Genomic DNA, 26,388 nt, shown 5'->3' on the forward strand with positions numbered 1-26,388 from the left:
ATTCCACGGAATCTTTGAATGGAAACATCCGTTTAATTTTAAGAAAAAATCAAAGTACTGAATGAAATACCTGCTGCTCCTTTCCTTTTTTTTGTTCAGTTTCTGCGCCTTTTCCCAAACCGCTTTTCGATTTGACCATACAAAAAGGATGACAGTAGATGGTGTGGGCCTCAAAATGCCTTTTGCAGGGGGTATCAATGCGGCGCAACTGCAGACCATGGACATCAATGGAAACGGTCTGGAAGAGTTTATTACCTGGGATATCAATGCAAGGATGTTGCTGGTTTTTGAAAAAAGTGGTGAAAGTTATGTGGCCAATCCTGAATTGGCCTATTTTTTTCCTGAAGACATCAATGGATTTCTTGTCTTGGCTGACTTTGATGGAGATGGTAGGAAAGACCTCTTTACAAGCACCCCTTTTGGAATAAAAGCCTACCGAAATACCAGCCAAGCCGGAGCCACTAGACCCACCTGGGAAGTATCCCAGCCCTTCTTACGCATGGACAGCGGAGTAAATATCCAAGCCAATAATCTGGATATTCCACTACTCGTGGATCTTGATGGGGATGGAGACCTTGACATTGTCACTTTTAACTTTGCCACTGGCGATATCCTTCAGTTTTACCGAAACACGAGTGTAGAACGAAAAGGAACGCCGGATATGGATGGATTTGCATCCCCTGTAATCAGATGGGGTGGGTTTGAGTTTTGTGATTGTGGGTCTTTCACATTTGGGATTACCTGTGCTGGCGTTCCATTTGGAAGGTTAGAGGATTATGAGGAGTCAAGTAGAATACAGCATGCAGGAGGGCACAGCATGCTTTATGAGGATTTTAACGGGGACGGCATCAGGGATTTGTTGTTGGGAAGAGATGAGTGCAATACCCTTTACTACCTTCCCAATTCAGGAAACAATATCAATCCCATTTTTGAAACATTCGAAACGGCCCTACCGGGATTAGGATCTCTACCGGAGTTCCCCATTTTTCATGTTGCTTCACTTATCGATGGCGACTTGATCATCAGTAGCAATGCCTCGGCAATGGGAAGTGACCTGAATATAGATTTTGCGCAGACCCTTTATCAGTATAAAGGAGATATGGGCAGCTATACCTTTCATTCCCCAGCTTTTCTCCAACAGGAAATGTTGGATTTGGGAGAAAATACCAGACCATTTTATCAAGGAAATAGCGTTTCTGGAGAGCTGATGCTTGCTGCGAACAGCTTTCTGTCCGATACCGTATTGGGTCGTGTATATCTCTTCGAGTTAAGAGATGGAGATTTTGAATTGAAAAACCAGGACCTTTTGTCCCTTTCGAGTCTGGCCTTATTGGATATTCAGTTCCAAGAGTTTCAAGGTTGGAATGGGCAAATACAAACCCTAGTATCTGGAATAAAATTCGCCAACAACATCCCTTCCAGAAGACTCTTTTGGACGAGAAATCGGGATTATCAGAACTTGAAAGAGATTGGCACAGGTGAGATGGACTTGGGTCGGTTTGATCATTTGGAGGGATTTAACTACAACTCGCGAGATTATCTGCTTCAAGCCAGGCAAAGTGGAGAATTGATTTTGTTTGAGGTGGACTTTAGCCAAGAGCCTCAGTTCCAATTGTTAGAGAGAGATTTTTTGGGGTACTCGGACAATCCTGCCAACCGAAACCTGAATGTCCATGTAATTCCTTCTGAAAAGCCTGATTTTTACAGCATTGATCTTACCGGAAGATTGTTTCTGGTGAAGAATTTTATGGATCAGGCCAACAAACAGGAAGTTTCCATTCAGTTAAACAGTGGCCAAAATCAACCTGCCAGATTTGGTAGAAATACATGGATTTCTCATATACCGGATGTATTCAATCAGTCTCATGATTTGATTCTGGGTAACAAAGCAGGTGGCTTACACTACCTCAAAATGGCGGGTTCCGGTAGTGATTTACCCGGGGGAGAGCTCAATGTGGTGGTCTACCCAAATCCCGCTCATGAATCTGTAAACATAGTGAGTAATGAAACCGCTACCGGTAGGCTGGTCAATGCCATGGGACAGGTAATAAGGGAAAATATGCATTTTCCCGCCAATACCCAGGTTAGGATACAGACGCATATGATTTCTCCAGGACTGTATATTTTGCAACTTCAGGATGAAAGTGGCAAGCGGATAGCTAAAAAAATCATCGTTAGACCATAGGTCCTAAAGAATGCTTTTCAAAAAGTCTATCATGTTCTCAATTCGAAACGGTCAGAGTCCTTCCACGCCGGAAATTTTTCCCTGTAGCGTTTCAGGTCTTTCTTACTTAGGGTTACCGATAAGATTTCTTCTTTTTCATCCGCAAAGGCGAGTGTTTCTCCTTTAAAATCATAGGCGGCTGAATGGCCAATGTAAGGAACTTCATTGCCGTCAGTTCCTATTCGGTTCACACCAATAGCATAGGCAAGGTTTTCCACTGCCCTAGCCTTCAGTAAAATATCCCAAGCAGAAGCCCTAGGTGCGGGCCAAGATGCCACATAATAGACCATGTCATAAGCCATGTTGCCGGATTCATCCGCATGGTTCCTGGACCAGACCGGAAAACGTAAATCATAACAGACCTGCATCAATATGTTCCATCCTTTCAGTTTGACGATTTGGTTTTTCATTCCCATATCGAAGTAGGCATCTTCCTGGGCCATCCGAAACAGGTGCCTCTTATCGTAATGCGAAACAGTACCTTCCGGTGTCACCCATAGCAGGCGGTTATAGTATGCCCCGTTTTCCTTGATGATTACACTTCCTGTTACCACGGCTTTGAATTGGGAGGCCATTTGTTGCATCCATTTCGTGGTGTTGAAATTCATGGGTTCGCCCATAGTTTCCACTTCCATAGTAAAACCAGTGGGAAACATTTCAGGCAAAATGATAAGGTCCGCTTTGGTTTGATTTGACCAGAGCTTTTCTTCCAACATGGCCAGATTAGCCGATTTATCCTGCCAATGCAGGTCAGTTTGCACTAATGCGATCTGAAGATCTTCCACTGTACTGTCGTTCTTGTTTCAAGTCGTAGATAAAAAGTCATTTGACTGGATATATCATCCTGTAATCTGTGGCTATTTTGCCTTTGCTGATATCCAGCAATTTACTTTTGACCATTCTTCTTTTAAGTCCTTTGAGGTAATCTACAAAAAGTATCCCTTCCAGATGGTCATATTCATGTTGAATTACCCTGGCTGTCAACCCTGTAAATTCCTCCTCTTTCAGATTCCAATTTTCATCAAAATATTCCAAAGTGAGTTTTTCAGGCCTGATGATTTCAGCCCGCAATTCCGGAATGCTTAGACAACCCTCCTCAAAGCTGTAATCATCGCCATATTCATCTAAAATAATAGGATTGATAAAGACTTTTCTCATCCCTTTCTCCTCATCGGATTCATCCACCATCAAGGTGCTGTCAATTACAAAAAGACGAATACCTTTATTGATTTGAGGAGCGGCAAGCCCTACACCGCTGGCATTATCCATGGTGCTGAACATGTCCTTAATCAATTCCTTGATGTCTTCCCCTTCATTGATTTCTTCTGCTTCTCTTTTTAATATGGGATTGCCATAGGCAACAATCGGGTAAATCATAATTGATCTAAATAGGTTCTTAAAATGATGGCGGCACTTACCTTATCCAAATTCCCTGCCTTTTCCATTCTGTCTTTTTTCTTGCTTCCCATGGCTATCATGGACTGCATCGCCATTTTTGAAGTAAAACGTTCATCAACAAGGACCACCTTTTTATCCGGATAGGCTTTTGCCAGTTTTTCTTTCAGCCGAATGGTAGGTTGAGTCATTTGCGTGTCTTTTCCATCCAAAGATTTGGGATAACCGACTACAATGGTTCCTACCTCTTCTTTTTCAAAATAATTTTTAAGAAAAAGATCCAAGTCCTTGGTCGGAATGGTCTGAAATGGATTGGCCGTAATCCGCAATGAATCGCTAACGGCTAATCCGGTTCTTTTGGTTCCCAGATCAATGGCCAAAACCCTACTCATCCTAATTCCATTTGATTTTTCGCTGAATTTTGCGCTTGACCTCCCTTTCGAGTTCCTTGGCCTTGGGAAACAAAAGTTGATTTTCAATATAGGCGTGGGTGATCAACTCTTTTTCAAACTTTTGGAGCTCATCATATAACACTCTGATAGATATGGGGGCTTCTCTCTTCAAATAGTAGTTTTTTGTGAGTTTGCGAATGCCTTCCATTTCATCATCATGGTCTTCATGGGATTGGGACATGGCATCAATAGGAGAATTTCCCAATAACTTAATCGTCTCGGTGGTATGCAGGCGTTCTTTTTCAGCTTCCTGCAACAAATAAATTCGCTTGAAAAGAGTGTTTTCTTCTTCATGAATGTGATGGATAAAGTCATCCACAAACAAGGGAAACATGATTTTAAGATCATTTAACAATTCACGGTATTCAGAACCTAAATCAATCCCGTTGATCATGTTGGATATAAAAGGAAGCTCTTGTCTAACAAAATAAAAATGCTTGTTTTTCAGATATTCCACCAAGATTTCGATGGGATGAAGGTAGAGGTCTTCGGAAGTGGGTTCCTCTTTTCTAGCCCAAGAATCCAGTTCCTGTATGAGTTGTATGGGATTTACCTTATGCTTGGCACAAACTTCATTGAGGGAATTCTGTTCGTATTGATAAAAGGAAATACCAAAATAATGTAGTACAGCGGCGAATACATAGTTCTCCTCTACTAAAGCGCCTATGGTGGTTTTGCCTCTGTTTCCTACCTTTTCCATGAATACAAAATTACCCATTTTAAGATAAAAAAGGGCGGATTAATTCATCATATTTTAATTTATTACGTTAATGAAAACGAAATAGCTTAAAACAATGTTAAATTGTATATTTGGATAATTTCCCAAGACCAAATGAATGTCTTTTAATAAAAACCAAGATAATTGTGAGCGAAGAAAGAAATACAAAAGCACAAATTAGGTTACCTATCTTTTTGGCCTTAGCCATTTCTGCGGGAATCTTGATAGGAGCTAATTTTGCCGAGCCTAAATCAGATAGGAACGACCTTAAAGCAGCCATCTATAAATTACAGGAAATCATCACCTATATCAATAGAGACTATGTAGACAGTGTCAACACCAATGAATTGGTGGAACATGGCATAGAAAGCATGTTGGAAAGGTTGGATCCCCATTCCAGTTACATACCTGCTAAAGATGCGGAGCTGGCTCAGTCCCAGTTGGAAGGAGAGTTTGATGGCATTGGTGTGGAGTTCGGCATTCTGAGAGACACCATTTACGTAGTCGCACCCCTTACCGGTGGGCCGTCAGAAAAGCTTGGCATTCAGTCTGGGGATCAGATCATCAGTGTAGACGGAAAAAATGTAGCTGGCACTGGCGTGACCAACAGAGATGTTTTCGGTTTGTTGAGAGGTCCAAAAGGTTCTGTGGTCAATGTGGCCATCAAAAGAAAAAACCAAGGCGATTTGATGGACTTTGCCATCACAAGAGATAAAATTCCACAATATAGCATCAATGCTTCTTACATGATTTCGGACGAAATTGGCTATGTCAAAATCACCCGTTTTGCAGCCACCACCCATGAGGAATTCAAGAAATCTCTTACCGAATTAAAAGAGCAAGGAATGACCAAGCTGATCATTGACTTGCAGGGCAATCCGGGAGGTTATATGGGCGCGGCCATCAATATCGCTGATGAAATTCTTTCAGATAATGCAGTAATCGTATCCCAAGAAGGAAAAGTCAAAAGATACAATCAAAAAGCCCTTGCCATGCGGCCTGGCCAATTTGAGGAAGGCAGTGTAATCGTCTTGATCAACGAAGGCAGTGCTTCTGCCTCAGAAATAGTAGCAGGTGCCATTCAGGACAATGACCGAGGGCTTATCGTGGGCCGAAGGTCGTTTGGAAAAGGATTGGTACAAATGCCTATTGATCTATCAGATGGTGCTGAACTGAGATTGACGATAGCCCGTTATTTCACCCCTTCCGGCCGTTCCATTCAGAAGCCCTATGGTGGTGCAGAAACCAATTATAACATGGATTGGATGGACCGGTATGAGCACGGAGAATTCTTCAGTGCCGATAGTGTCAAATTCAATGACAGCTTAAAATATGAAACCGTAAAAGGTAGAACCGTTTACGGTGGCGGAGGCATTATGCCGGATTACTTTGTCCCTATGGACACTTCTATGACAAGTGGATATGTCAACAGGCTTTTCGGTACAGATTCGTCACGGGAGTTTATTCTCGACTATCTTGACAACAACAAAAGCAAGTTCAAAGACATGAGCTTTGAAGATTATTATAGCAACTATCAGGTTTCTGATAAAATGCTGCAAGAACTCATCAAGATAGGAGAAAAAAATAAAGTAAATTTCAGTGATTCGGATTATAAAAAATCTAAGGAGTACTTAAAGATTCTGATCAAAGCCCACATGGCTAGAAATCTCTATGATGATAATGGTTTTTATAAAGTCATCAATGACATCAATGAGGTTTATCAACAAGCACTGTTCTTATTTGATGAAGCTGAAAAATTGGCCTTCTCCAATTAATCGATTATCCTCTTCATCCCTTACACCATGGTCTTTTGAAAGAAATTCCATGGTGTTTTTTTTATATAAACCCGGTTGGAATACATGAACTTGTTTAGGATTTGTATTTATGGTAAGTTTATGTGGTTCACAAACCCAAAACCCATGAAAACTCCCTTACTGCTTATCTTAATCCTTCTATTCAGCATGAATGCCTACAGCCAAACCCAAATCAACCACATCGCAGTCTATGTAGAGGACCTGAAAAAAAGTGCGGACTTCTACCGTTCTGTCCTAGGTTTGGAAGAAATAGAAGAGCCATTCAAAGACAACCTGCATGCCTGGTTCAGTATAGGTACAGGTGCTTCGCTTCACTTGATTGAAGACGACAAAAATCCCTGGGTTCAACCTACCATCAACAAGATCAACCACCTTTGTTTTAGCATGAAGGACTTGGATGGTTTCATTGAAAAACTGGGAAAAGCTAATATTCCTTTTGAGGATTGGCCAGGCGAAGTAGGGTCCATCAATGTTAGACCAGATGGAATCCGTCAGATTTATGTGAGGGATCCGGATGGTTATTGGCTTGAGATCAATGATGACTTTCATTAAAAAAGCCCCCTGATTGAATTCAGGAGGCTTACTTATTAAGGTTTATTCTTCGCTTTTATATACCTCAGAAGGCCATTTGTCATTGGCAATGTTGACATCAGCGATTACTTTATCAGGATCTATTTCCACTTTAGTGACTTTTTTATCCACTTTTAGGAGGTGATTCCATTGGTTGCCTCTTTGCCAGATTTCGACTGGTATGCTTCTTCTTTCAGTACTGCCATCTTCATAAGTCACTTCCAACAATACCGGCATCGGTATGTCTCCCCTATTCGATAACACCACAATGTAGTTGGCCCCATAAGGGTACACCGCATCAATGGCTAAATCAATGTTTCCCGTGCCATAAAACCAGCTTTTCCAAAACCAGGATAAATTTTCCCCAGCCACATTTTCGATATGATTGAAAAAATCATTGGGTTGAGGGTGTTTAAATGCCCATGTTTTGATGTAGGAGCGAAAAGCATTATCAAATCGCTCTTCACCCAAAATATATTCCCTCAGCATGATTAGGCCCATGGCCGGCTTCATATAAGCGATCATGCCCAAATTCCTCGAAGAAGCCACATCAGGATAAGTATCGATGCCTTCCCTGTTTTTATCAGTCAGCCAACCTACAAACCTCCTGGTCTGATTTAAAGTGGAACTGTATTCCCTCTCATTGAATTCCAGCGTGCTGTAATGGTTGATAAAAGTGTTGAACCCTTCATCCATCCAGGCATAGCGTCGCTCGTTGGTGCCTACAATCATGGGGAACCAATTGTGTCCAAACTCATGGTCGGTGACATTCCACAATCCTGCTCCTTTACTGTTGTAACTGCAAAAATTGAGCCCTGGGTACTCCATTCCGCCAATGTCAGCCGCTACATTGACCGCTACAGGATAGGGGTATTCATACCACTTGGCGGAATAATGTTCTATGGAAGCTTTGCTGTATTCGGTGGATCTTCCCCATGCTTCCTGACCATCACTTTCTTTGGGGTAAACAGATTGCGCCATGGCCTTTTTCCCACTGGGCAAATTGATATTTGCTGCATCCCAAATAAAGGCCTTGGAAGAAGCAAATGCCATGTCCCGTGCATTTTGTATTTTAAAATGCCAGGTAAGTGTTCCCTCTTGCTTTGGTCTGGTCACAGCTGGATCGTTAACTTCTTCAGGACTGATCAGATAGACCCTTTCCTCACTCTCCTGAGCTTTTTTCATTCTGTTCTGCTGTTCTCTGGTTAGAACCTGTCCCGGATTCATCAATTCTCCGGACCCTACTACGATGTGGTCGTAGGGAACCGTCACTTTGTATTCAAAATCTCCGTATCCAAGGTAAAATTCTCCTGCACCAAGATAAGGTTCAATATTCCACCCAGTCACGTCATCAAAAACAGCCGCCTTGGGATACCACTGTGCCAAAGCATAAATGGTTCCATCAGCCACTTCAAGTCTTCCCATGCGATCCATACCTTTTTCGGGAATCTTGAAAGAGAAATCCATTGAAATGGTAACTTGTCCACCATTTGGAGGTAAAGGCTCATCTAAGAAAACCTGCATGCGGGTATCAGAAATAAGGTATTTGTTGGACACATTGCCTCTACGGCCTACTTTAGCCTGCACATTGGAGATCTCATATCCACCATCTTGGTCTCCGCTGTACCTATTGCCCTGAATGGGCGTTGTCAAAGTGCCTCTTGAATCATCTGTAAATCGGTTTTGCTCCAGGTACATCCAAACAAAATCCAAAGCTTCGGGACTATTGTTAATGTAGGTCATGGTGACTTTACCGGAAAGTGTATGGGCCTCATCGTCCAAACTGACTTCTACGACATAATTGGCTCCATTTTGCCAATAGCTGGGTCCCGGTTTTCCACTTGCTGACCTAAAGGCTGATCCTTGGCGATAAGTAAATTCATCAAACTGGCTTTGATTGTTTCCAATGGCTTCCTGACCATGTGAGTGGAAAGAGGCAATTAGAAAAACCAATGAAAAAAGAATTTTAATTGTATTATTCATAGTTGTGTTTAAATATGGAAATAGAACGCTAAAATAAGGAACCTAGTTATAGAATCGGTTTTTACGGCATAAATTTATGACCGCTTGCCAAATAATTAGGGAATACCATGCATTTCATTTGATTGGGAAAAACTCCCTTAATGTGGAAAACTTCATTAAATGGAAATAAATTGGCTTTTTAAACAGCCGGCATAAAATGCAACAATTTGAAATTATTGTCCAGGTATGTACGCAATGATGCCTGTAAAATGGTTATTCAATATAATTCTCGCCTGCTATCTGAATTTCCGGTACCTCCCTGCCTGACCGGGCAAGGGACCTCCGACTTCGGACTTACAACCCATATGAAGAAGAATATTGGGTTACTGGCAAAGAAGCGGATAACCAATTAATTGTCAATAAAATTTATGGTGTCTGAAATCAGACCATCTGAAAATATCAAATGAAAAGAGGCTAAATCCAAAAATCCCTCTTTATTTTGTACAGCAGAACAGGAATAATTTATGAAGATAACATTACTTGCTTTTTCTCAGATCCTTCTTTTTCACATCGCTGTTGCCCATCAGGACAGTACCCTCGTACAGCTGGATGAGGTGATCATTCAGGAAAACAGAATGGCCATTCCCTTCAATAAGGTTTCAAGAAATATCAGTGTCATCAATAGGAAGGAGATAGAAACAACTCCTGCCAGAAGTCTTCAGGAGATTTTGGCATTTACTCCCGGTTTAGATGTCAGGCAAAGGGGAATTGCTGGTGTGCAGGCGGATATAGGCATAAGGGGTGGTTCATTTGAACAGACCTTGATGTTGGTCAATGGCATAAAACTGTCTGATCCCCAAACAGGGCACCATATGATGAACATTCCGGTACCCTTAGCCAGTATACAGCAAGTGGAGGTCTTGAAAGGTCCTGGATCCAGAATTTTTGGTCAAAATGCCTATACTGGCGCCATTAATGTCATCACCTCCCTACCGGAAGAAAAAGCGCTGCAAATCCAAGCCTATGGGGGAGATTTTGGCATGCGGGGTTATGGATTTATGGGAGCCTTGCCAGTCGGTAAATTTAAGCAAACCCTGTCCCTTTCTCACGATGCTTCCAATGGCCACTGGTACAACTCGGATTTCAAAGTTACCAATGTATTTTATGAGGCAGGGATGGATTTGAATGAAACCCAGGAAATTAAAGTCATGGCTGCCTATGCTGACCGCACTTTTGGGGCGAACGGATTCTATACCAGTGCTTTTCCTGACCAATGGGAAAGCATTCAGACCTATCTTGGCGCCTTGAGCCATACCTACGAAACCCAAACCTTTTTTCTCAATTCAAGGGCCTATTGGCGAAGGAATGAAGATGAGTTCAGATTGAGGAGAAATGAACCAGCATTTTTCCAGAATATACATACCACTGATGTATTGGCATTGGAATTCAACAGCCGGATAGAATCAAAATTCGGTACCTCAGGATTGGGTTTGGAGGGACGAAAAGAAATGATTGACAGCAATAATTTAGGAGAAAGAGATAGGACTTTGCTGGGAGCTTTCGCCGAACACAGGGTAGAATTTTTGGACAAAGCCGATTTTAGAGCGGGGGTATATTCAAACTACTATTCTGAATACGGATGGAAACATTTTCCGGGTGCGGAACTAGGCTATCAGTTGAGTAAGGTCACGAGATTGTATGCGAATTATGGCATCAGCTTTAGAATTCCCACCTACACCGATCTATATTACAATGGGCCTACCAACATTGGAAACGATGAATTGGTACCGGAACAGGCCAGAAATTATGAGGCTGGCGTCAAAATCAACCATCAGCAATTTAGAATTGAGCTGGTTTATTTCAATCGCTATACTCAGAATCTAATAGAATGGACCCGACCCAATGAAGAAACTCCTTGGCAACCCCAGAATTTCAACGAGGTTTTGTTTCAAGGGCTTGAATTTGCCATCAATTATAGATTACCCACTACCAATCAAAAAATCCAGTTCAGCGAACTCAACTTTTCATACAACTACATCGATACCAATCTGATAGAGCAGGAAGGTCTGCAAACGAATTATGCATTGAATGCCCTTAGACACCAACTGATCGGCGGAATTCAAATGGCTGTTGCCAAGAAATTAGAATGGAACACCAAGTTGCGTTATGTGGAAAGAGAGACCTTGGACCCCTACTTTTTACTGGATATGCGGGTAGATTATAACCGATTGGCCAAGCTTGGTTTCTTTGCTGAGGCCAGTAACATCACCAATACGGATTACATTGAAGCCGGCTATGTGCAAATGCCTGGGAGGTGGTTCAGGGCAGGGATTAACTTTAAAGTATTTTAAACATAAGCTTTCCTTCCATCCTCCAGTGTTATTTTATATTGATTTCAAAAGGATTAGGTTTCTGAAGGAAACTTCCCTGATGCAAGCGGGTATGGGATTATCTAGTTGTTAAATCAAATCTGTACCTTCAGTTTGCATTCGAGATAACAATTAGAATGGTATGGATGCGATTTTCAAATTCATAATCAATAGGTTATCTGCATTCATATTATTTTTTGATACTTAAAATTTGCAGCGAATAAAATAAAATCTATCTTTGCATTCCCATTCAGCCATAGAAGATTGGGAATATATTTGGGAGTTTAGCTCAGCTGGTTCAGAGCATCTGCCTTACAAGCAGAGGGTCGGGGGTTCGAATCCCTCAACTCCCACCAAAAAAGGGCCTTTTTAAGGCCCTTTTTTCATTTTTTGATTCAAAACTTTATGATACTAAATCACCTTACTGGAGTTTCTTTTAACTTTTCTTTAAAGATAAACTTCATAAGTCTTCTTAACTTTGTGGGAAATACCCTGGAAGAAAGATGTGCCAGTACCTCCAGAATTTCTGATTTAAATATCAAATTTTATTCCTTGTGCCAAGGGCAATTGAGTCGAGTAATTAATGGTGTTGGTTTGCCTTCTCATGTAGGCCTTCCATGAATCCGAACCAGACTCACGGCCCCCTCCGGTTTCTTTTTCCCCGCCAAAAGCGCCACCGATTTCAGCCCCTGAGGTACCGATGTTGACATTGGCAATCCCACAGTCAGATCCGGCTGCAGATAAAAACTGCTCAGCCTCTCTCATATTGGTGGTCATGATGGCCGAAGACAACCCCTGCGGAACACCATTGTGGTAAGCTATGGCCTCATCCAAATCTTCGTAAGGAATAAGGTAAAGTATGGGCGCAAAGGTTTCATGCTGAACGATTTCAAAATGGTTTTCTGCCTCAAAGATACATGGCTTCACATAGCATCCTGACGCATACCCACTGCCACTCAAAACACCACCTTCCACGATTTCTTTACCCCCTTCTTGCTTGACCTTGTCTATGGCTTTCAAATACATTTCTACGGCATCCTTATCAATTAATGGCCCAACATGGTTTTTTTCATCAAGCGGATTGCCGATTACCAACTTTCCATAGGCAGAAGCCAATCTTTCTTTAACCACCCCAAATACCGACTTGTGAACAATCAGTCTCCGGGTTGAAGTGCACCTTTGGCCTGCCGTTCCAACTGCCCCGAATAAGGCGCCTCGGATGGCAATGTCCAAATCAGCATTTTCTGTTATGATAATGGCATTGTTACCTCCAAGCTCCAACAAGGATCTCCCCAATCTGGCACCTACAGCTTCACCGACTTTTTTACCCATTCTGGTAGAGCCTGTAGCGGAAACCAAGGGTACTCTTCCGTCTTTAGAAAGATATTCACCTACCTTATAATCCCCGTTGACCAAGCTGGAAATCCCTTCAGGCAATCCATTGGATTTGAAAACCTCAGCCGCAATGTACTGACAGGCCAAGGCTGAAATGGGTGCCTTTTCAGATGGTTTCCAGACACAGACATCACCACATACCCATGCCAACATCGTATTCCAGGACCACACAGCCACCGGAAAGTTGAAGGCAGAGATAATTCCTACAATCCCCAAAGGGTGCCATTGCTCATACATTCTATGTCCGGGCCGCTCTGAGTGCATGGTCAACCCATACAATTGACGGGATAAACCCACTGCAAAATCGCAGATATCAATCATTTCCTGAACCTCGCCCAATCCTTCTTGATAGGATTTCCCCATTTCGTAGGACACCAGCTTACCGAGATCTTCTTTTCGATCCCGAAGGGCATTTCCAATTTGGCGGACAACTTCACCTCTTGCAGGCGCAGGCATTTTTCTCCATACTTTAAAAGCTTCCTCGGCTTTTCCTATCACTGCCTCATAAGCTTGCCGATGGGTTACCTGAACTTTTCCGATCGGTTTTCCATCAACAGGTGAGAATGAAGTGATGTAATCTGCCCCTGTATCCATCCATTCGGAACCTGTGGAAGTGCCTTTATTGGTCTCCTCGATTCCCAATCGCTTTAATACAGTCTCTATTCCAAAATCGTTTGACATGGGTTTATAATTTGAAGGTTTATAAAATCAAAACTAAGAAGAAATAAAGGAGTAGAAAATTTAGCCTTCAATAAAATCGCATAAAAAAAAGGCTGCCTGAAACAGACAGCCCTTGAACCATAATTAAAACCAACCTAATTCTATTTTTGTAATTTTAATTCGAAGTATGATTGTTGTCCATTTGGGAATACACCCAGGACCATCACCTCTTCCCCTTTATTTTTTTCCAGCACTTTGATCAGCTGATCAGCACTTTCTATTTTAGACCTATTGATGTATTTGATGATAAATCCTTCCCTTGCGCCGGCTTCCTTCCAAGCCTCATTGCCCAAGGAAATGATCACTGCACCACCATCCAACTTCAACCTTTCTTTTACAGACGGATTGACATCTTCAAACATCACATCTTCAAAAGAGGCAGTTTTAGGCAATTCTTTTCTGACTATTTTGGTATCACCGGAGATGTTCTTCAAAGTGGCAGTGGTATTCATTTCCTTGCCATCTCTCAGGTACTTCACATCTACCTTATCTCCAGGTCGTTTTCTGGCCACCATCTCCTGTAATTTAGAGGTCGTATAAGTTTCAACACCATCTATGCCTACGATTACATCTCCCTTTTTCAGGCCCGCAGCTTCTCCACCACTACCTTCATTGACCTCCATAATATAGACACCTCTGCTGGCTTTTATTTTTGACTCCACGTACTCTTCAAGTTCGGGGCTCACATCTCTGATCTGCACACCCAATAGGCCTCTTTGCACCGTACCGTATTCCAGCAGATCATCCATGACTTTTTTGACGATCGAACTTGGAATGGCAAAAGCGTAACCGTTAAATGTTCCGGTTCTTGAAGCAATGGCAGTGTTTATTCCTATCAATTCACCAGCTAAATTTACCAAGGCACCACCGGAGTTACCGGGGTTTACCACAGCATCGGTCTGAAGAAAGGACTCGATTTGTAAATTATTTACTTCATCTCTGAGGATATTGATATTTCTTGCTTTAGCACTGATAATTCCTGCTGTCACGGTAGAATAAAGATCAAAGGGATTACCCACGGCCAATACCCATTCTCCGATTTTGGTTTGGTCGGAATCCCCAAAAGCTACAAAAGGAAGATTGGAAGCTTCTATTTTTAATAATGCTAAATCAGTTGTGGGATCTGTTCCCACAACCCTGGCAGTGTACCTACGGTTGTCCTCAAGCGTAATGTCTACTTTGGTAGAATTCTCAATAACGTGGTTATTGGTCACAATATAGCCGTCGGAACTGATGATCACGCCCGAACCTGAACTTCTTCCTTCCCTCCTGGGCATTTGCCTTTGATCGGGTGACCTGAACCCAAACAATTCTTCCAAATCAAAGCTCCGGGCATCACCCTGATTCATGGTTACCGTGCTCCTGACATGGACTACTGCGGGAGTAACCAATTCTGCGGAAGCAACAAAGTTGATCCCATCTGGTACATTGAATTTCTCGTCACTGAGCCAGTTAACCAGACTGGTATCCTGTTTTTCAGCGAAATTGGTTGCTGAATCCTGTTTATTCAGAAAACTGGCCCCAGCTAAAGCTACGATACCACCGATTAGGGAGGCTATAATGATACTTAGGAAAAACTGCCTTTTATTCATCTTCAATTGGTTTAAGTTTCTTATACACTTCACGTAATTTATATTTTCCTGTTCACATTTTTCAATCCAAAAACCAGTGAACAGCAAATATTTAACACGTTTTAACAAGGATTGATTCCTACATTTACAATAGAGCAAATGAATTGTTTAATAAGATAACCCAAAAAAAATAAGTGGGTTTCCCCACTTATAAATTATTTTACCTCAATGGAGGCCTTTTGAACTTTTTTGGGCGTTTTGGGGAGTTTAATTTTCAACAAGCCATCTTCATATTGTGCTTGTAGGTTTTCCTGATCCACATCTTCTGGCAAGAAGAACGACCTGCTGAAAGAACCGTAGTGAGTTTCTACTGAATGGAAATTTTTGCCTTCTTTCTTTTCTTCCATTTTCCTTTCACCTGAGATAGTCAATTTTCCGTCGACCAATTCTACATGAAAATCTTTCTTTTTCATACCTGGTACTGCCAGTTGAACTTCATAATGTTGCTCATCTTCAGAAATATCTACTGCTGGAGAAAACTGTTGCTTGCTGACCCCTATTGAATCTTGGAAGAACCTGTCCAATAACCCACTGAATGTGGTAGGGTAATTGGGCTCCAATTGGTTAAATCTTATTAGTTTCATGTTGCTGATATTTAGTTTTGTAATGCTTCACAGTAACATTCATAAATTTTATACCATTCTAAAAATTATGTCTTTTTGTCACTATTTGATGATTTTTTATTATATTTACGTCATTATGACATTTTCTTAATCGATTTTTATTGTTATAAATGTGTTGAATTGACCACTTACCTAAATTTATTGCCATGACTTCCCAATCCATTTTAAGAATTTTCAGTGCGGTTTTCCTCTGGTTGTTCTCTTATCCCCTACTTGCTCAAATTCCAAGAGATATACCCCGGGGAACTGGTCCTATTCAATTTGAGACTCCATTTGATTATTTTTTATATGTGGGTATGCCTCTGTTGATCATCATCTTGTTTTTGGTGTGGAGAGGGCGTCGCAGAAAAAACAGTGAAGAGGTTAAAAAATCTAAAAAAAGAAGAGAGGAAAATTAATCTTTTCCTCTCTTCTTTACATTGATACTTTTAAATAAACCTAGGATTTTCTATTGATAATTTCCTTGGCTTCATCTGTTAGTTGATTTGCTTTGCTTTTGCTTTTCTGAGCAATATTATCAACTTCCTTGTTTAGGTTTTCGATTTTGCTGTTGATGTTCTTTAGGTACTTGTCAACGGTTGAATTCAGATCTTCATATAAATCCTCACCTTTTTTGGTGAGTTTTTTTCTTGTATCCTTTCCTTTTTCCGGTGCGACTAGAATGCCAATTTGTACGCCAACAGCAGCTCCAATTAGGAGGCCTGCTAAAAGTTTTCCTGCTCTCATAGATTAAGTGGTTTTGGTTAGTTAATAAATAAATAGTTAGTCAATAAAAGACAAAGGATTTTCCTTCATTCATAATGCTACATTAAAAATAACGAATCTTTGTGATCAATGATTCATTTATAAGCAAAAAAAGAATTAATAAAGCATAACCTGGAATTGATATCTTGGATAAGAACAAATTACCATTAGGGATATAAATCCAAATGTCCATGTTCTCAGGCAAGTATGGCATATCAAATTAGAAAAATGACCGCGCTCGTCTGCCTTTTGCTTATCAATGATGGCACTAGGACTATCCCATCTGGAAAAGATTGATGATTTGGTGTTCCAGAACAGTTTGCAAATAACTGAGCACCTTCCCCTCCTCATATACCTCTACCACCCGATATCCCCTATGAGGTGTACCCCAACTGCCTCCCATATGGCCAGAAAACAGGTAGGGTTTTGAGCCGGAATACATCAAGCCATCTATATCGTGGTCATGCCCATGAAAGACTGCTTTTAAGTTGTCAAACTTGGAAAGCCGCTCCATCACATCAGGGCAATTGACCGCATGTCTGGTCCAGTCTTTTTGGGAAATATGCAGGAAAATCAAAACAGTGGACAAATCCTTGAACCTATGGACCTGTTCCTCTAACCAGTCTACATCAGCACACAAATAATCTCCCTTTTCATTACTGGTGGAGCCGAAAATCAATCCTACCCCATTCATCTCTCTCGCATGGTTTTCAGGATATCCCCAGGTGGATTCCCAAGCAGTGGGTGAAATACGGTCATGATTGCCTTTATTGGTAAGATATGGTACTTGAAGTTGATCGTAATAGGTTTTTACCTGAGGAATTAACGCTGGTTCGTCATGAATCAAATCCCCATTAAAAACGACCAAATCTATGCCTTTGAGTCCATTGACATCTTTGATGAATTCCTCATGCATCTTAACATAATCTGTATCGGGCTGGCCAAAATGACCATCTGATGCCACAATGATTTTTAATTTAAGGTTGGCACCTGTAAATGGATAATCCAATACCTGATTGACCGATTTTGCCGAAAGTTGGGTCATACCGCCCAAAAGGGTAGCTGCAGAGAAAAAAGTTGCCTCTTTGATGAATTTTCTCCTGGGGTTTTTCATATAGCCATTGATTTTTTCATTGCAATGTAATTTTTCTTTAAAGTAGAGTTTTTATGTGAAATTTTGATCAGGAAAGAATGAAATTATCTTTAAGAAAAACCCTGTAAATAAATGAAAATTGAAACTTTAGACTTCAGAATTACGGTAAACTTTTGATCAAAAGGAGAAATTGGTAACTTGAACTAAAAAACAAAATGAATTCATCGAACATTTATCCCAGGGCATTTTCTCACATAGGAATCACCGTTCCAAATATTGAAAAGGCCGTTGCTTTTTATAAGGAAGTAATGGGATGGTACACCATTATGGCTCCCACCAAAATCACCGAAGAAAGCGAAACACCTATCGGCAAAATGTGTATGGATGTTTTCGGAAAAGGTTGGGGAAGCTTTAAAATAGCCCACCTGTCTACCTCTGACGGCATAGGCATAGAGTTGTTTTCTTTTGAGAAAACAAAGGAAATGAAACCAACCTTTAATCCTATTCAACCCGGTTTATTTCATTTTTGTGTTCTGGATCCGGATATAGAAACCCTCATTGCCAAAATTGTAGCCCATGGAGGCCAACAGCGCATGCCGATTCGGGAATACTTTCCAGGCGAGAAACCCTTTAGGATGTGTTATGTGGAAGATCCCTTTGGATTGGTCTTTGAAATTTATACCCACAGTTATGAACTGACCTACTCCGCTGGAGCATATGATAAATAACAAATTCTAAAGCCATTCAAGTATTGCAACCTCAATGACTGATAATTCAAATCACTTTCACAATTTGAATCATCCATTGTTGATAACTTTGTGATTAAACGGGTTATTGATGTGGAAAAATTGTGGGGAAGTAATTGTTTAAAATATTGGATTTCAGTTAATTGAGCTATATATTTGTTTATATCAAGTGAGAGATAAAAGACCGAAAGTAAAATTTCGGGCTACGGTTTAAAGCTTGAAATTGAGTATTGAAGGAAGTTTAACTGCAAGGTTAGATTTTGAAACGGGCAACCGCAGAAAATACCAAGTACAATCGCTGAATTGAAAAATTGAGTCGATGAAAGTTTTGAACCTACGGTTATGATCTCGGGCAACTGGGTGAAAAGTCACAATAACTGTAGCTTGGCATGATTTGAGGATTACGATTTTCAAATGATGGAACGGGATAAATTCGAAAGAGTTTATCCCGTTTGTGTTTTATGGCCTTCAATTTTATTGGCTCACAGATTACACAGATTTGCACAGATTTGCACAGATTTGCACAGATTTGCACAGATTTTTTTCTCTTCTGTGGTTATCTGTGGTATCTGTGAGAAACAAAAAAGACGACAAAAAAAAGAGGCTCACAGATTACACAGATTTGCACAGATTTTTTCTCTTCTGTGATTATCTGTGCTATTTGTGAGAAATAAAAAAGACGATAAAAAAGAGGCTCACAGATTACCCAGATTTGCACTGATTTTTTCTCTTCTGTGGGTATCTGTGCTATTTGTGAGAAATAAAAAGACGCTCCAAAAAAAAGAGGCTCACAGATTACACAGATTTGCACAGATTTTTTCTCTTCTGTGGGTATCTGTACTATCTGTGAGAAACAAAAAAGACGCTCCAAAAAAAGAAGCTCACAGATTACACGGATTCGCGCAGATTTTTTCTCTTCTGTGGGTATCTGTGCTATCTGTGAGAAACAAAAAAGACGTTCCAAAAAAAAGAGGCTCACAGATTCCACGGATTCGCGCAGATTTTTTCTCTTCTGTGGTTATCTGTGCTATCTGTGAGAAATAAAAAAGACGATAAAAAAGAGGCTCACAGATTCCACGGATTTGCACAGATTTTTTTCTTTTCTAAGAGTATCTGTGCTATTTGTGAGAAATAAAAAAATGCTCCAAAAAAAAGAGGCTCACAGATTACACAGATTTGCACAGATTTTTTCTCTTCTGTGGATATCTGTGCTATCTGTGAGAAATATAAATTAATTTATTATCCGAATAATGCTTTCTTTGTCAACAAGTTTGTATGAATTGAAATTAACCAAAATGCCTATTTTTTTACCGGACAATTTTAAATAGGTCAACAATTGCTTTTTGTGCACATCATGTAAATTTTCAACTGATTTAATCTCAATTACAATTTGATTTTCTACCAACAAATCTATGCGGTAACCAATCTCAAGTGCTACCTCTTTGTAAATTACAGGTAAGGCCACTTGAGTTTTGACTTTCAATCCAACTTTCCTTAATTCAAAAGCTAAAGTTGCCTCATAAACATGTTCCAAAAGTCCAGGGCCTAATTCATTATATACAGCAAAAATTGCCCCTCTTATTTTGTATGACAATTCATTTAATTCCATCATCTCATGGTGAAAAATATTGGATCAAGTTAAAAAAACAGCAGAAAAATACTCCTATGCTGTTTACTTAACCAAAGTAAAAAAAATTACACTAATTTTACAGTTTTTTCGAGTTTTAATGTAAGAAACATAATACGCTGAAAAATAGAAGCTCACAGATTACACGGATTTGCTCAGATTTTTTTCTCTTCTAAGAGTATCTGTGCTATTTGTGAGAAATAAAAAGACGCTCCAAAAAAAGAAGCTCACAGATTACATGGATTTGCACAGATTTTTATCTCTTCTGTGGTTATCTGTGCTATCTGTGAGAAACGAAAAAGACGACAAAAAAAAGGGTGCTCACAGATTACACAGATTTGAACAGATTCTTTTGTTTTTTTTCTGTGGCTATCTGTGAGAAATAAAAAGACGCTCCAAAAAAAAGCTCACAGATTACACAGATTTGCACAGATTCTTTTGATTTTTTTCTGTGGATATCTGTGGTATCTGCGAGAAATAAAAAAGACGCTTTAAAAAAAGAAGCTCACAGATTACACGGATTTGCACAGATTTCTTTCTCTTCTGTGGGTATCTGTGCTATCTGTGAGAAACAAAAAAGAAGACAAAAAAAAGGGTGCTCACAGATTACACAGATTTGAACAGATTTTTTCTCTTCAGTGATTATCTGTGCTATCTGTGAGAAACAAAAAGACGCTCCAAAAAAAGAGGCTCACAGATTACACGGATTTGCACAGATTTTTATCTCTTCTGTGGTTATCTGTGCTATCTGTGAGAAAAAAAAAGGCGCCAAAAAAGGAGCTCACAGAATGCACAGATTTTTTTCTCTTCTGTGGACAACTGTGCCATCCTTGAGATAACATTCCTTTCAAGGAATTGAAAATTAGACTTCTTGGCTTTCGGGCTCTTTTTGGGAAGAAAAAGTAACGGGATTGAAATTTTTGGCAAGCGTCAAAATGGCTACAGTCACCAAAATAAAAATAGTACCCAACCAATCCATGGCGGTAAATGTCACGCCAAGCCAGGCAACTGCCACCACCGCAGCTGACAAAGGCTCTACCGAACAGAGCAAACTTGCCGTCTGCGCTCCAATCAAGGTCAGAGAATAAAGAAAGATGGAAAATGAAATCACAGTACCGAATACAATGATATAAGAAAAAGCACCAACCGTCCCCATATCCCAACTTCCTGAAACCATCCAAGGCTGAGTATACAGAGAAAACAAAATGCCCCCGAGGAACATGGCCCAACCCGTTACAGTAGGGGCTGAATATTTACGAAGCATCTGAACCGGCTGAATGGTATATACCGCAAGCGCTACCGCCGACAAAATCCCCCAAAACAAGGCTTTTTCAGATATGACCAATACCTGAAAACTGCCGTGGGTGACCAACAAAAATGTCCCCGCCAAAGCTAGAAACAAAGCCAAATATTCCAAAAACAATGGCCATCTCCTGTTTTTGATGGCATAAAAACCAACTACGAATACAGGACCTATGTATTGAATAACTGTCGCCGTTGCAGCATTGGAAAGATTGATGCTGTAAAAATAGGTGTATTGCACGGTCACCATTCCGAATATACTGAAAACCAAAAGCTGGATGAAGTCTTTCCGGTTTTTCCAAATTTGAAAAGCATCGCTGTTTTTTCTGAAGATGGCAAAGCCTATCAAGATCCCTCCTGCAACCAACATCCTCCAAGATACCAACCATGCAGGATCCATGTCCTTTTGCTCAAAAAGATATTGGGCACAAGTGCCCGAAATGCCCCAAAAGATGGCAGCTGAAAGGGCCATGATAAAACCTGCAACACTTCTGGAGGCTGTTAGTCGGGGCATAAGTTTGAATGCTGATTATCAATGAAAAAGCGAATGTAATCATCAGGAAGGTAACTTTTGAAAAAAGCAGAAATCTATTTTTTATATACCTGAAATGCTAAACAAAACATTGAATCCAATCGGCGGACCGACGGACTAAACACCTGGTTTTTTTCCAGTTTAATCAAAAATATCTGACCATGAAACAACCACCATATTGAATACAGGTCAGTCCAGCAAAAAAGAGAATTTGAGGATGGCCAAGAGAGGGGGATTTGTAATGAGAATATCAGATGGCACTTAGAGGTACCAATTACCCCTTCAACTCACCATTTTTATCCACTTCAAATACCCAGACATAATCTTTACAATCGTCGGAAACATTGGGTGTCCCACAGGTTTGTTGGGTACCTTCAATGACATATCCCTTATGGTCAGGTAGTCTGGAAATGTTTTTACCATATTCATTGAAAAAACCACCGTAAGTCTTTTGCCAAACAAGTTCACCTTTGGAATCAATCTTTAACAATAGCACATCATAATTTCCATTTCCAAATGAACTGGTAGAACCAACCACTAAACATCCCCCATCTTCTGTGGAAACAACCTCTCCCGCCCTATCATAGCTGGTACCGCCAAATGTATTTTGCCAGAGAATTTCCCCATCCATGTCTTTCCTGGTTACTTCGATATCACAGACTGTTTCTGTACCGCAGTTGATGGTAGCTACAGAATATTGATCTTCACTTGAATAGACTAGCGTTGATTTGGCAGGAAGCCAAAAGTAGAGCATAAATGCAATAATTGGCATTAAGGTGAATCCAATGGTTTTTTTAGCAGAAAAATTTCCCAGGAATGAAATGAGTGTGGTCATAAGAGATTTTGATAATAAATTGAAGTGAGATGGTTTCTTATTCTGTGAATTCAGATCTTCCAAATCAACCTCTAAGGCCTTACTTAGCATTTTCAACGAATAGGCACTTGGATTGACTTCTCTGTTTTCTATGCGTTGCATGGTGCGAATGGAAAGGCCGCTTTTGTCAGCAAGTTCGGCTTGCGTGAGGCCCTTTTCTTTCCGTAAGGATTTGATTCTTTCTCCTAAATTCACTTTTCAAATATCAATCTAACCAACCAAAAAGTTAACGTCAGACACACGTCATTTTTACGTCATCTTAACAATTTCAATGATGGCAATGTTTAATCGGTTGGAACACCCTATTTACTTTTCATAATAGCATTAATGATATTTGGATAAGCATGTTCACCGGTATGTCTATTGAAAATGCCAAAACCATGATCACCCAGATAGCCATTGTCCCAATAAAAAGGCACTATGCCCAGATTGACCATGGATTGGGTCACCTACTCGACGTAGTATTCGCGATAGGCCTCATGTTCGGGAAAAGCATTTTTGGAAATCGCTCCGTATTCTCCCATGATCACAGGAATCCCTTTGTCGATAAAGTTTGTTTTCATTTTTCGGAACTGCGCATCTGCATGGGTCTCATTGCCCCAACCTGAGGTTTTGGATGGATCTGTGGCATTTTGACCCCATTGGCTTACCGGGCTGCTTTCATCTAAGGCAAATTGAAAAGGATCATAGTAGTGGACTTCCATCACCAACCGATCCTCAATGGTATCTTCAGGAACCACACTGAAATTCACAGCATGATCAATATTGGTATAGAAACCTTGATATACCAAGTGTCGGTAGGCATTCCTCCCTCCTGTTGACCGGACAGCATTGACAAAGGTTTGGTTGAAGCCGTTTTGAACAGTATAGTATTCCGGTGTAGGGGTACCGTAATCACCTGTCACCATGACTTCATTGGTTCCTGCAAACAACAAATAGTCATCGTAATCCCTGAAATGTAGCGCAATCTGCCTCCACATCAGATTCAGTCTGTTGTTTACATCCTGCTCCTGTGCATAAGTGGGCTGCATCCATCCCCCATCCCAATGGATATTGATGATGGCATACATGTCATTGTCCAGCACATAATTGACTACCTCCTCAACCCTCAGCATCCAACTTTCTTGAATGGTGTAATAGGATGCCCCTGAAAACCTGTTCCAAGCGACAGGAACCCTTACTGAATTGAATCCAGCCGCCTTGACCTTATCGATGAATGCTTTCGTGGCAGGTGGATTACCCCATGCCGTTTCTCCTTCAATGGCTTCCAGAGAATTGCCCAGGTTCCAGCCCAAACCAAACTCCTTGGCCAATTCCAGACTACTGATGTTTCTCATTCAAGTGGGGTCAGGATCAATGTAAGATTCATCTACCCACTTTTTCTGACTCAATTGTATTTGTTGGCTGATTTCTCCAAGTCTAAGCTGAACGGTAATCTGCCGGTCATTCCCAGATAGATTGGGAAGACTTTTCAGGGTGACTGTGGCATTTCCTTGGCCTTGCTTGGGAGTGATTTCCAGCCAATCAGTCGAATGTTCAAAACTCCAGGAACCCGTAGAGGTAATCTCTAAACTGGTCGATTCACCTTCAGGAGAAAAATCAAACGAATGGAAGGAAACCTGTAGGATTTGATGGTTTGCTCTCCTCACTACAGGAAAGAGTCAACAGGAAGATTATTGAAAGCAGACCGGCCCACTCAAAATTGAAAAGCTTCATAGGTATTTTAGGTTTATCGATCTAAAATTACCGAAAATTAAAGGTACAATGGGGACAAAATGTTATTGATATGGGGTGCAAATGTTAAGTGTTCCTCGGGTAAGTAGAAGATCGTATTCCCAATAATCCCTTCGAAAGTTAATCTTCCTTTCTGTCATGTGATGTTTACTTGATCCTTAATAAGACCTATTAAATTTATATATAGTCCGTACCAAATCCACATTAACTTCGTATATAGTCCGTATTTAAATTATTGGAGTAATTAAACAGGAGGATTTTTTTGGGGAGAAACTACCATTCTGACCTATGGGACGTCAACGAAAAGACTTGGCTGGATAGTGAAAAAACTTAACCTTATCTTTGGGCCTCACAAAAACAAACAAGGCAATGTTCGAAGGCCCCAACTATCCAGAATCTTTAGATGAATCAGTTTTTGAAGAATGGCTGGAAAAAGGACGTTCAAGTAAAATTCCGTATGCTTACCTCATGGTCATTTGGGATGAATTGGACGGTTTGTACGCTCCGGTATATGTAGAGCTCCGGAGTGAACTGAAAAAGTATGCCCGCTATGGTCAGGCACCCGACCATCAGTTATTGGTAGCTGCATATGACCTCTATTCCGAAACTAGGGTGATCTAGAATTCTTTATAGGATGAGTTATTTTTAATAGGCTGACTCACAATAAGTACTTTGAGCCAGTGAAGGAGTAATGCAGGACATAAGCAATCAAACAAAGATCTCTTATTCGCTCGGGCATTTATTCCCTTTCAATTTAAATTTTCAGTACTCCCAAACTTAATTATTTCATCGTTAATATAGGCTTGAATGCATAGAAATGGGTACTGGCAAGGAATCCAACCAACCCAACCAAGACAAATCCCATAATCATCCCATTTGGACTTGTGAATGCGGCCAGTAAGAAAATATTAAGGATGATCGGAGTGATCAGCACCAATCCCAGTTTGACAAAACGGTTGGTGAGAAAGGTAAGCCCAGCCACCAATTCTATCCCCTTAACGATATGCATCAGATATCCGGTAGCCCAAAGGTTTTCTACAATCCTACTTGCCTCTGGACTAATGCCCATTTCGCTGGGAGGTATAAAAAATGATATAAAGGCACTTGGAATAAAGATCAATGCCAATAAAATCCTTGCTGAGGTATATAACCATCCTGATTTTGTGCTTGCGGTTTTCATGTTCTTCTTTTTGTAAAACACAAATATCCGCTTCACAGTCCTTCCAAGCATTAACCTAGATTAAGAAAGGGTAACAAGCTTTATTTTTTTGCCCTTTTTCCCCTAATCTTGCTCAAAGCTTCAGGGGTAATTCCTAAATAAGAGGCAATCATTCTCTGAGGAATCCTTTGGGTGATTTGGGGATAGGTAGATAGAAAGTGTTCATAACGCTGCAGTGCCGTCGCACTCATCAGCATGATTACCCTTTCCTGCAAAACAGCTATGCGATTGGCAAGCATCTCTGCTCGGTTCAGATTGCTTTCTGGAAAAACCCGGATCAAATCCTTTAACACGCTTTTATCCAAAACCTCCACTTCAGAATCTTCGATGGCATCGATATACAGTACCGAAGTCTGATCCCCTGATTTGGAATCCAAGTCGGAAATTAGCCATCCCTCCGGAGCAAACATGTAAATATGTTCTTTCCCGGATTGATCTAACACATAGCTTTTCAGCAAGCCTTTTTTAACAAAATAAACTTTTGTATTTGGATCTCCTTTTTGTTGGATGATTTCTCCTTGACGAAAGGCTTTGCCTTTTATCTGTTTCAATAGGCTCTCTTGTTCCAGACTTAAGGTCTGTGATTTGCCTATCAAAAAATCAATCAATTTTTCCATAAAGTGGCTTTTACAAAGCTTTGTGTT

At 40.6% G+C, this 26,388-nt stretch carries 23 protein-coding genes and 1 tRNA gene; 7 read left to right on the plus strand and 17 right to left on the minus strand.

Annotated elements, in window-relative coordinates:
* Positions 1-61: 61 nt before the first annotated feature.
* Entirely contained in the window at positions 62-2,185 is a 2,124-nt protein-coding gene (locus H1A14_RS15335; RefSeq protein WP_194777154.1) for a T9SS type A sorting domain-containing protein, read from the plus strand.
* A gap of 29 nt (positions 2,186-2,214) precedes the next feature.
* On the opposite strand, the gene H1A14_RS15340 is transcribed toward H1A14_RS15335, so the two are convergent.
* The 4 genes from H1A14_RS15340 to H1A14_RS15355 are packed head-to-tail and all read right to left on the minus strand — an operon-like array spanning position 2,215 to position 4,771.
* Positions 2,215-3,009, minus strand: a complete 795-nt coding sequence (locus H1A14_RS15340; protein WP_194777155.1) for an amidohydrolase — start codon at positions 3,007-3,009, stop codon at positions 2,215-2,217.
* Between the two features lie 37 nt (positions 3,010-3,046).
* Entirely contained in the window at positions 3,047-3,601 is a 555-nt protein-coding gene (def, locus tag H1A14_RS15345) for a peptide deformylase (protein ID WP_194777156.1), read from the minus strand.
* Positions 3,598-4,011 carry a Holliday junction resolvase RuvX gene (gene ruvX / locus H1A14_RS15350; RefSeq protein WP_194777157.1) on the minus strand — a complete coding sequence of 138 codons (414 nt, stop codon included), beginning with the start codon at positions 4,009-4,011 and terminating at the stop codon, positions 3,598-3,600. The genes def and ruvX overlap by 4 nt, the downstream gene beginning before the upstream one ends.
* A 1-nt stretch (position 4,012) precedes the next feature.
* Complete coding sequence (locus tag H1A14_RS15355; RefSeq protein WP_194777158.1) at positions 4,013-4,771, minus strand: hemerythrin domain-containing protein; 759 nt, start codon at positions 4,769-4,771, stop codon at positions 4,013-4,015.
* A gap of 164 nt (positions 4,772-4,935) precedes the next feature.
* On the opposite strand from H1A14_RS15355, the gene H1A14_RS15360 reads away from it, so the two are divergent.
* Both H1A14_RS15360 and H1A14_RS15365 read left to right on the plus strand, forming a co-directional pair.
* On the plus strand, positions 4,936-6,564 hold the full coding sequence (locus H1A14_RS15360) for a S41 family peptidase (RefSeq protein WP_194777159.1): 1,629 nt from the start codon (positions 4,936-4,938) through the stop codon (positions 6,562-6,564).
* A gap of 144 nt (positions 6,565-6,708) precedes the next feature.
* Positions 6,709-7,155 carry a VOC family protein gene (locus H1A14_RS15365; protein WP_194777160.1) on the plus strand — a complete coding sequence of 149 codons (447 nt, stop codon included), beginning with the start codon at positions 6,709-6,711 and terminating at the stop codon, positions 7,153-7,155.
* 42 nt (positions 7,156-7,197) lie between these two features.
* On the opposite strand, the gene H1A14_RS15370 is transcribed toward H1A14_RS15365, so the two are convergent.
* Positions 7,198-9,156 carry a M1 family metallopeptidase gene (locus tag H1A14_RS15370; RefSeq protein WP_194777161.1) on the minus strand — a complete coding sequence of 653 codons (1,959 nt, stop codon included), beginning with the start codon at positions 9,154-9,156 and terminating at the stop codon, positions 7,198-7,200.
* Between the two features lie 503 nt (positions 9,157-9,659).
* Here H1A14_RS15370 and H1A14_RS15375 point away from each other — a divergent pair.
* Together H1A14_RS15375 and H1A14_RS15380 are read left to right on the plus strand one after the other, a co-directional pair.
* Positions 9,660-11,486, plus strand: coding sequence for a TonB-dependent receptor plug domain-containing protein (locus H1A14_RS15375; RefSeq protein WP_194777162.1), 1,827 nt, complete (start codon positions 9,660-9,662; stop codon positions 11,484-11,486).
* A gap of 296 nt (positions 11,487-11,782) precedes the next feature.
* A tRNA-Val gene (locus tag H1A14_RS15380) sits at positions 11,783-11,860 on the plus strand.
* A gap of 175 nt (positions 11,861-12,035) precedes the next feature.
* Here the strand turns inward: H1A14_RS15380 and amaB are convergent.
* The 5 genes from amaB to H1A14_RS15405 all read right to left on the minus strand — a co-directional run bounded on the left by amaB (position 12,036) and on the right by H1A14_RS15405 (position 17,731).
* Positions 12,036-13,580, minus strand: a complete 1,545-nt coding sequence (amaB, locus tag H1A14_RS15385) for an L-piperidine-6-carboxylate dehydrogenase (protein WP_194777163.1) — start codon at positions 13,578-13,580, stop codon at positions 12,036-12,038.
* A 140-nt stretch (positions 13,581-13,720) separates the two neighbouring features.
* On the minus strand, positions 13,721-15,211 hold the full coding sequence (locus H1A14_RS15390) for a S1C family serine protease (RefSeq protein ID WP_194777164.1): 1,491 nt from the start codon (positions 15,209-15,211) through the stop codon (positions 13,721-13,723).
* 194 nt (positions 15,212-15,405) lie between these two features.
* Complete coding sequence (locus H1A14_RS15395) at positions 15,406-15,834, minus strand: Hsp20/alpha crystallin family protein (RefSeq protein WP_194777165.1); 429 nt, start codon at positions 15,832-15,834, stop codon at positions 15,406-15,408.
* A gap of 477 nt (positions 15,835-16,311) precedes the next feature.
* Complete coding sequence (locus H1A14_RS15400; RefSeq protein ID WP_194777166.1) at positions 16,312-16,599, minus strand: YtxH domain-containing protein; 288 nt, start codon at positions 16,597-16,599, stop codon at positions 16,312-16,314.
* A gap of 292 nt (positions 16,600-16,891) precedes the next feature.
* Positions 16,892-17,731 (minus strand): metallophosphoesterase family protein, encoded by an 840-nt coding sequence (locus H1A14_RS15405; protein ID WP_228527807.1) that lies wholly within the window; start codon positions 17,729-17,731, stop codon positions 16,892-16,894.
* Between the two features lie 194 nt (positions 17,732-17,925).
* Here H1A14_RS15405 and H1A14_RS15410 point away from each other — a divergent pair, with 194 nt between their 5' ends.
* The gene (locus tag H1A14_RS15410; RefSeq protein WP_194777167.1) at positions 17,926-18,438 is read left to right on the plus strand and encodes a lactoylglutathione lyase family protein; all 513 of its coding nucleotides are present in this window, start codon (positions 17,926-17,928) and stop codon (positions 18,436-18,438) included.
* A gap of 1,249 nt (positions 18,439-19,687) precedes the next feature.
* Here the strand turns inward: H1A14_RS15410 and H1A14_RS15415 are convergent.
* From H1A14_RS15415 to H1A14_RS15435, 5 genes are all read right to left on the minus strand, one after another.
* The gene (locus H1A14_RS15415) at positions 19,688-20,068 is read right to left on the minus strand and encodes a GxxExxY protein (RefSeq protein ID WP_317174900.1); all 381 of its coding nucleotides are present in this window, start codon (positions 20,066-20,068) and stop codon (positions 19,688-19,690) included.
* Positions 20,069-20,945: 877 nt separating this feature from the next.
* A complete protein-coding gene (locus H1A14_RS15420) occupies positions 20,946-21,899 on the minus strand; it encodes a DMT family transporter (RefSeq protein WP_194777168.1) in 954 nt (317 codons plus the stop codon).
* Positions 21,900-22,191: 292 nt separating this feature from the next.
* Positions 22,192-22,986: a helix-turn-helix domain-containing protein gene (locus tag H1A14_RS15425; RefSeq protein ID WP_194777169.1), complete on the minus strand. Its 795-nt coding sequence runs from the start codon at positions 22,984-22,986 to the stop codon at positions 22,192-22,194.
* Positions 22,987-23,240: 254 nt separating this feature from the next.
* Positions 23,241-24,128 carry a glycoside hydrolase family 5 protein gene (locus H1A14_RS15430; protein WP_228527808.1) on the minus strand — a complete coding sequence of 296 codons (888 nt, stop codon included), beginning with the start codon at positions 24,126-24,128 and terminating at the stop codon, positions 23,241-23,243.
* The gene (locus tag H1A14_RS15435) at positions 24,129-24,440 is read right to left on the minus strand and encodes a BACON domain-containing protein (RefSeq protein ID WP_194777170.1); all 312 of its coding nucleotides are present in this window, start codon (positions 24,438-24,440) and stop codon (positions 24,129-24,131) included. It abuts the gene before it with no gap.
* Positions 24,441-24,894: 454 nt separating this feature from the next.
* Between H1A14_RS15435 and H1A14_RS15440 the strand changes: the two genes are divergently transcribed.
* Positions 24,895-25,146 (plus strand): hypothetical protein, encoded by a 252-nt coding sequence (locus tag H1A14_RS15440; protein WP_194777171.1) that lies wholly within the window; start codon positions 24,895-24,897, stop codon positions 25,144-25,146.
* A 160-nt stretch (positions 25,147-25,306) separates the two neighbouring features.
* Here the strand turns inward: H1A14_RS15440 and H1A14_RS15445 are convergent, their stop codons facing one another.
* Both H1A14_RS15445 and H1A14_RS15450 read right to left on the minus strand, forming a co-directional pair.
* Positions 25,307-25,705: a hypothetical protein gene (locus tag H1A14_RS15445; protein WP_194777172.1), complete on the minus strand. Its 399-nt coding sequence runs from the start codon at positions 25,703-25,705 to the stop codon at positions 25,307-25,309.
* 80 nt (positions 25,706-25,785) lie between these two features.
* Entirely contained in the window at positions 25,786-26,361 is a 576-nt protein-coding gene (locus H1A14_RS15450) for a Crp/Fnr family transcriptional regulator (RefSeq protein ID WP_194777173.1), read from the minus strand.
* Positions 26,362-26,388 lie beyond the last annotated feature (27 nt).

Origin of the sequence: Pararhodonellum marinum, assembly GCF_015354735.1 — a bacterium.
GTDB lineage: Bacteria > Bacteroidota > Bacteroidia > Cytophagales > Cyclobacteriaceae > Pararhodonellum > Pararhodonellum marinum.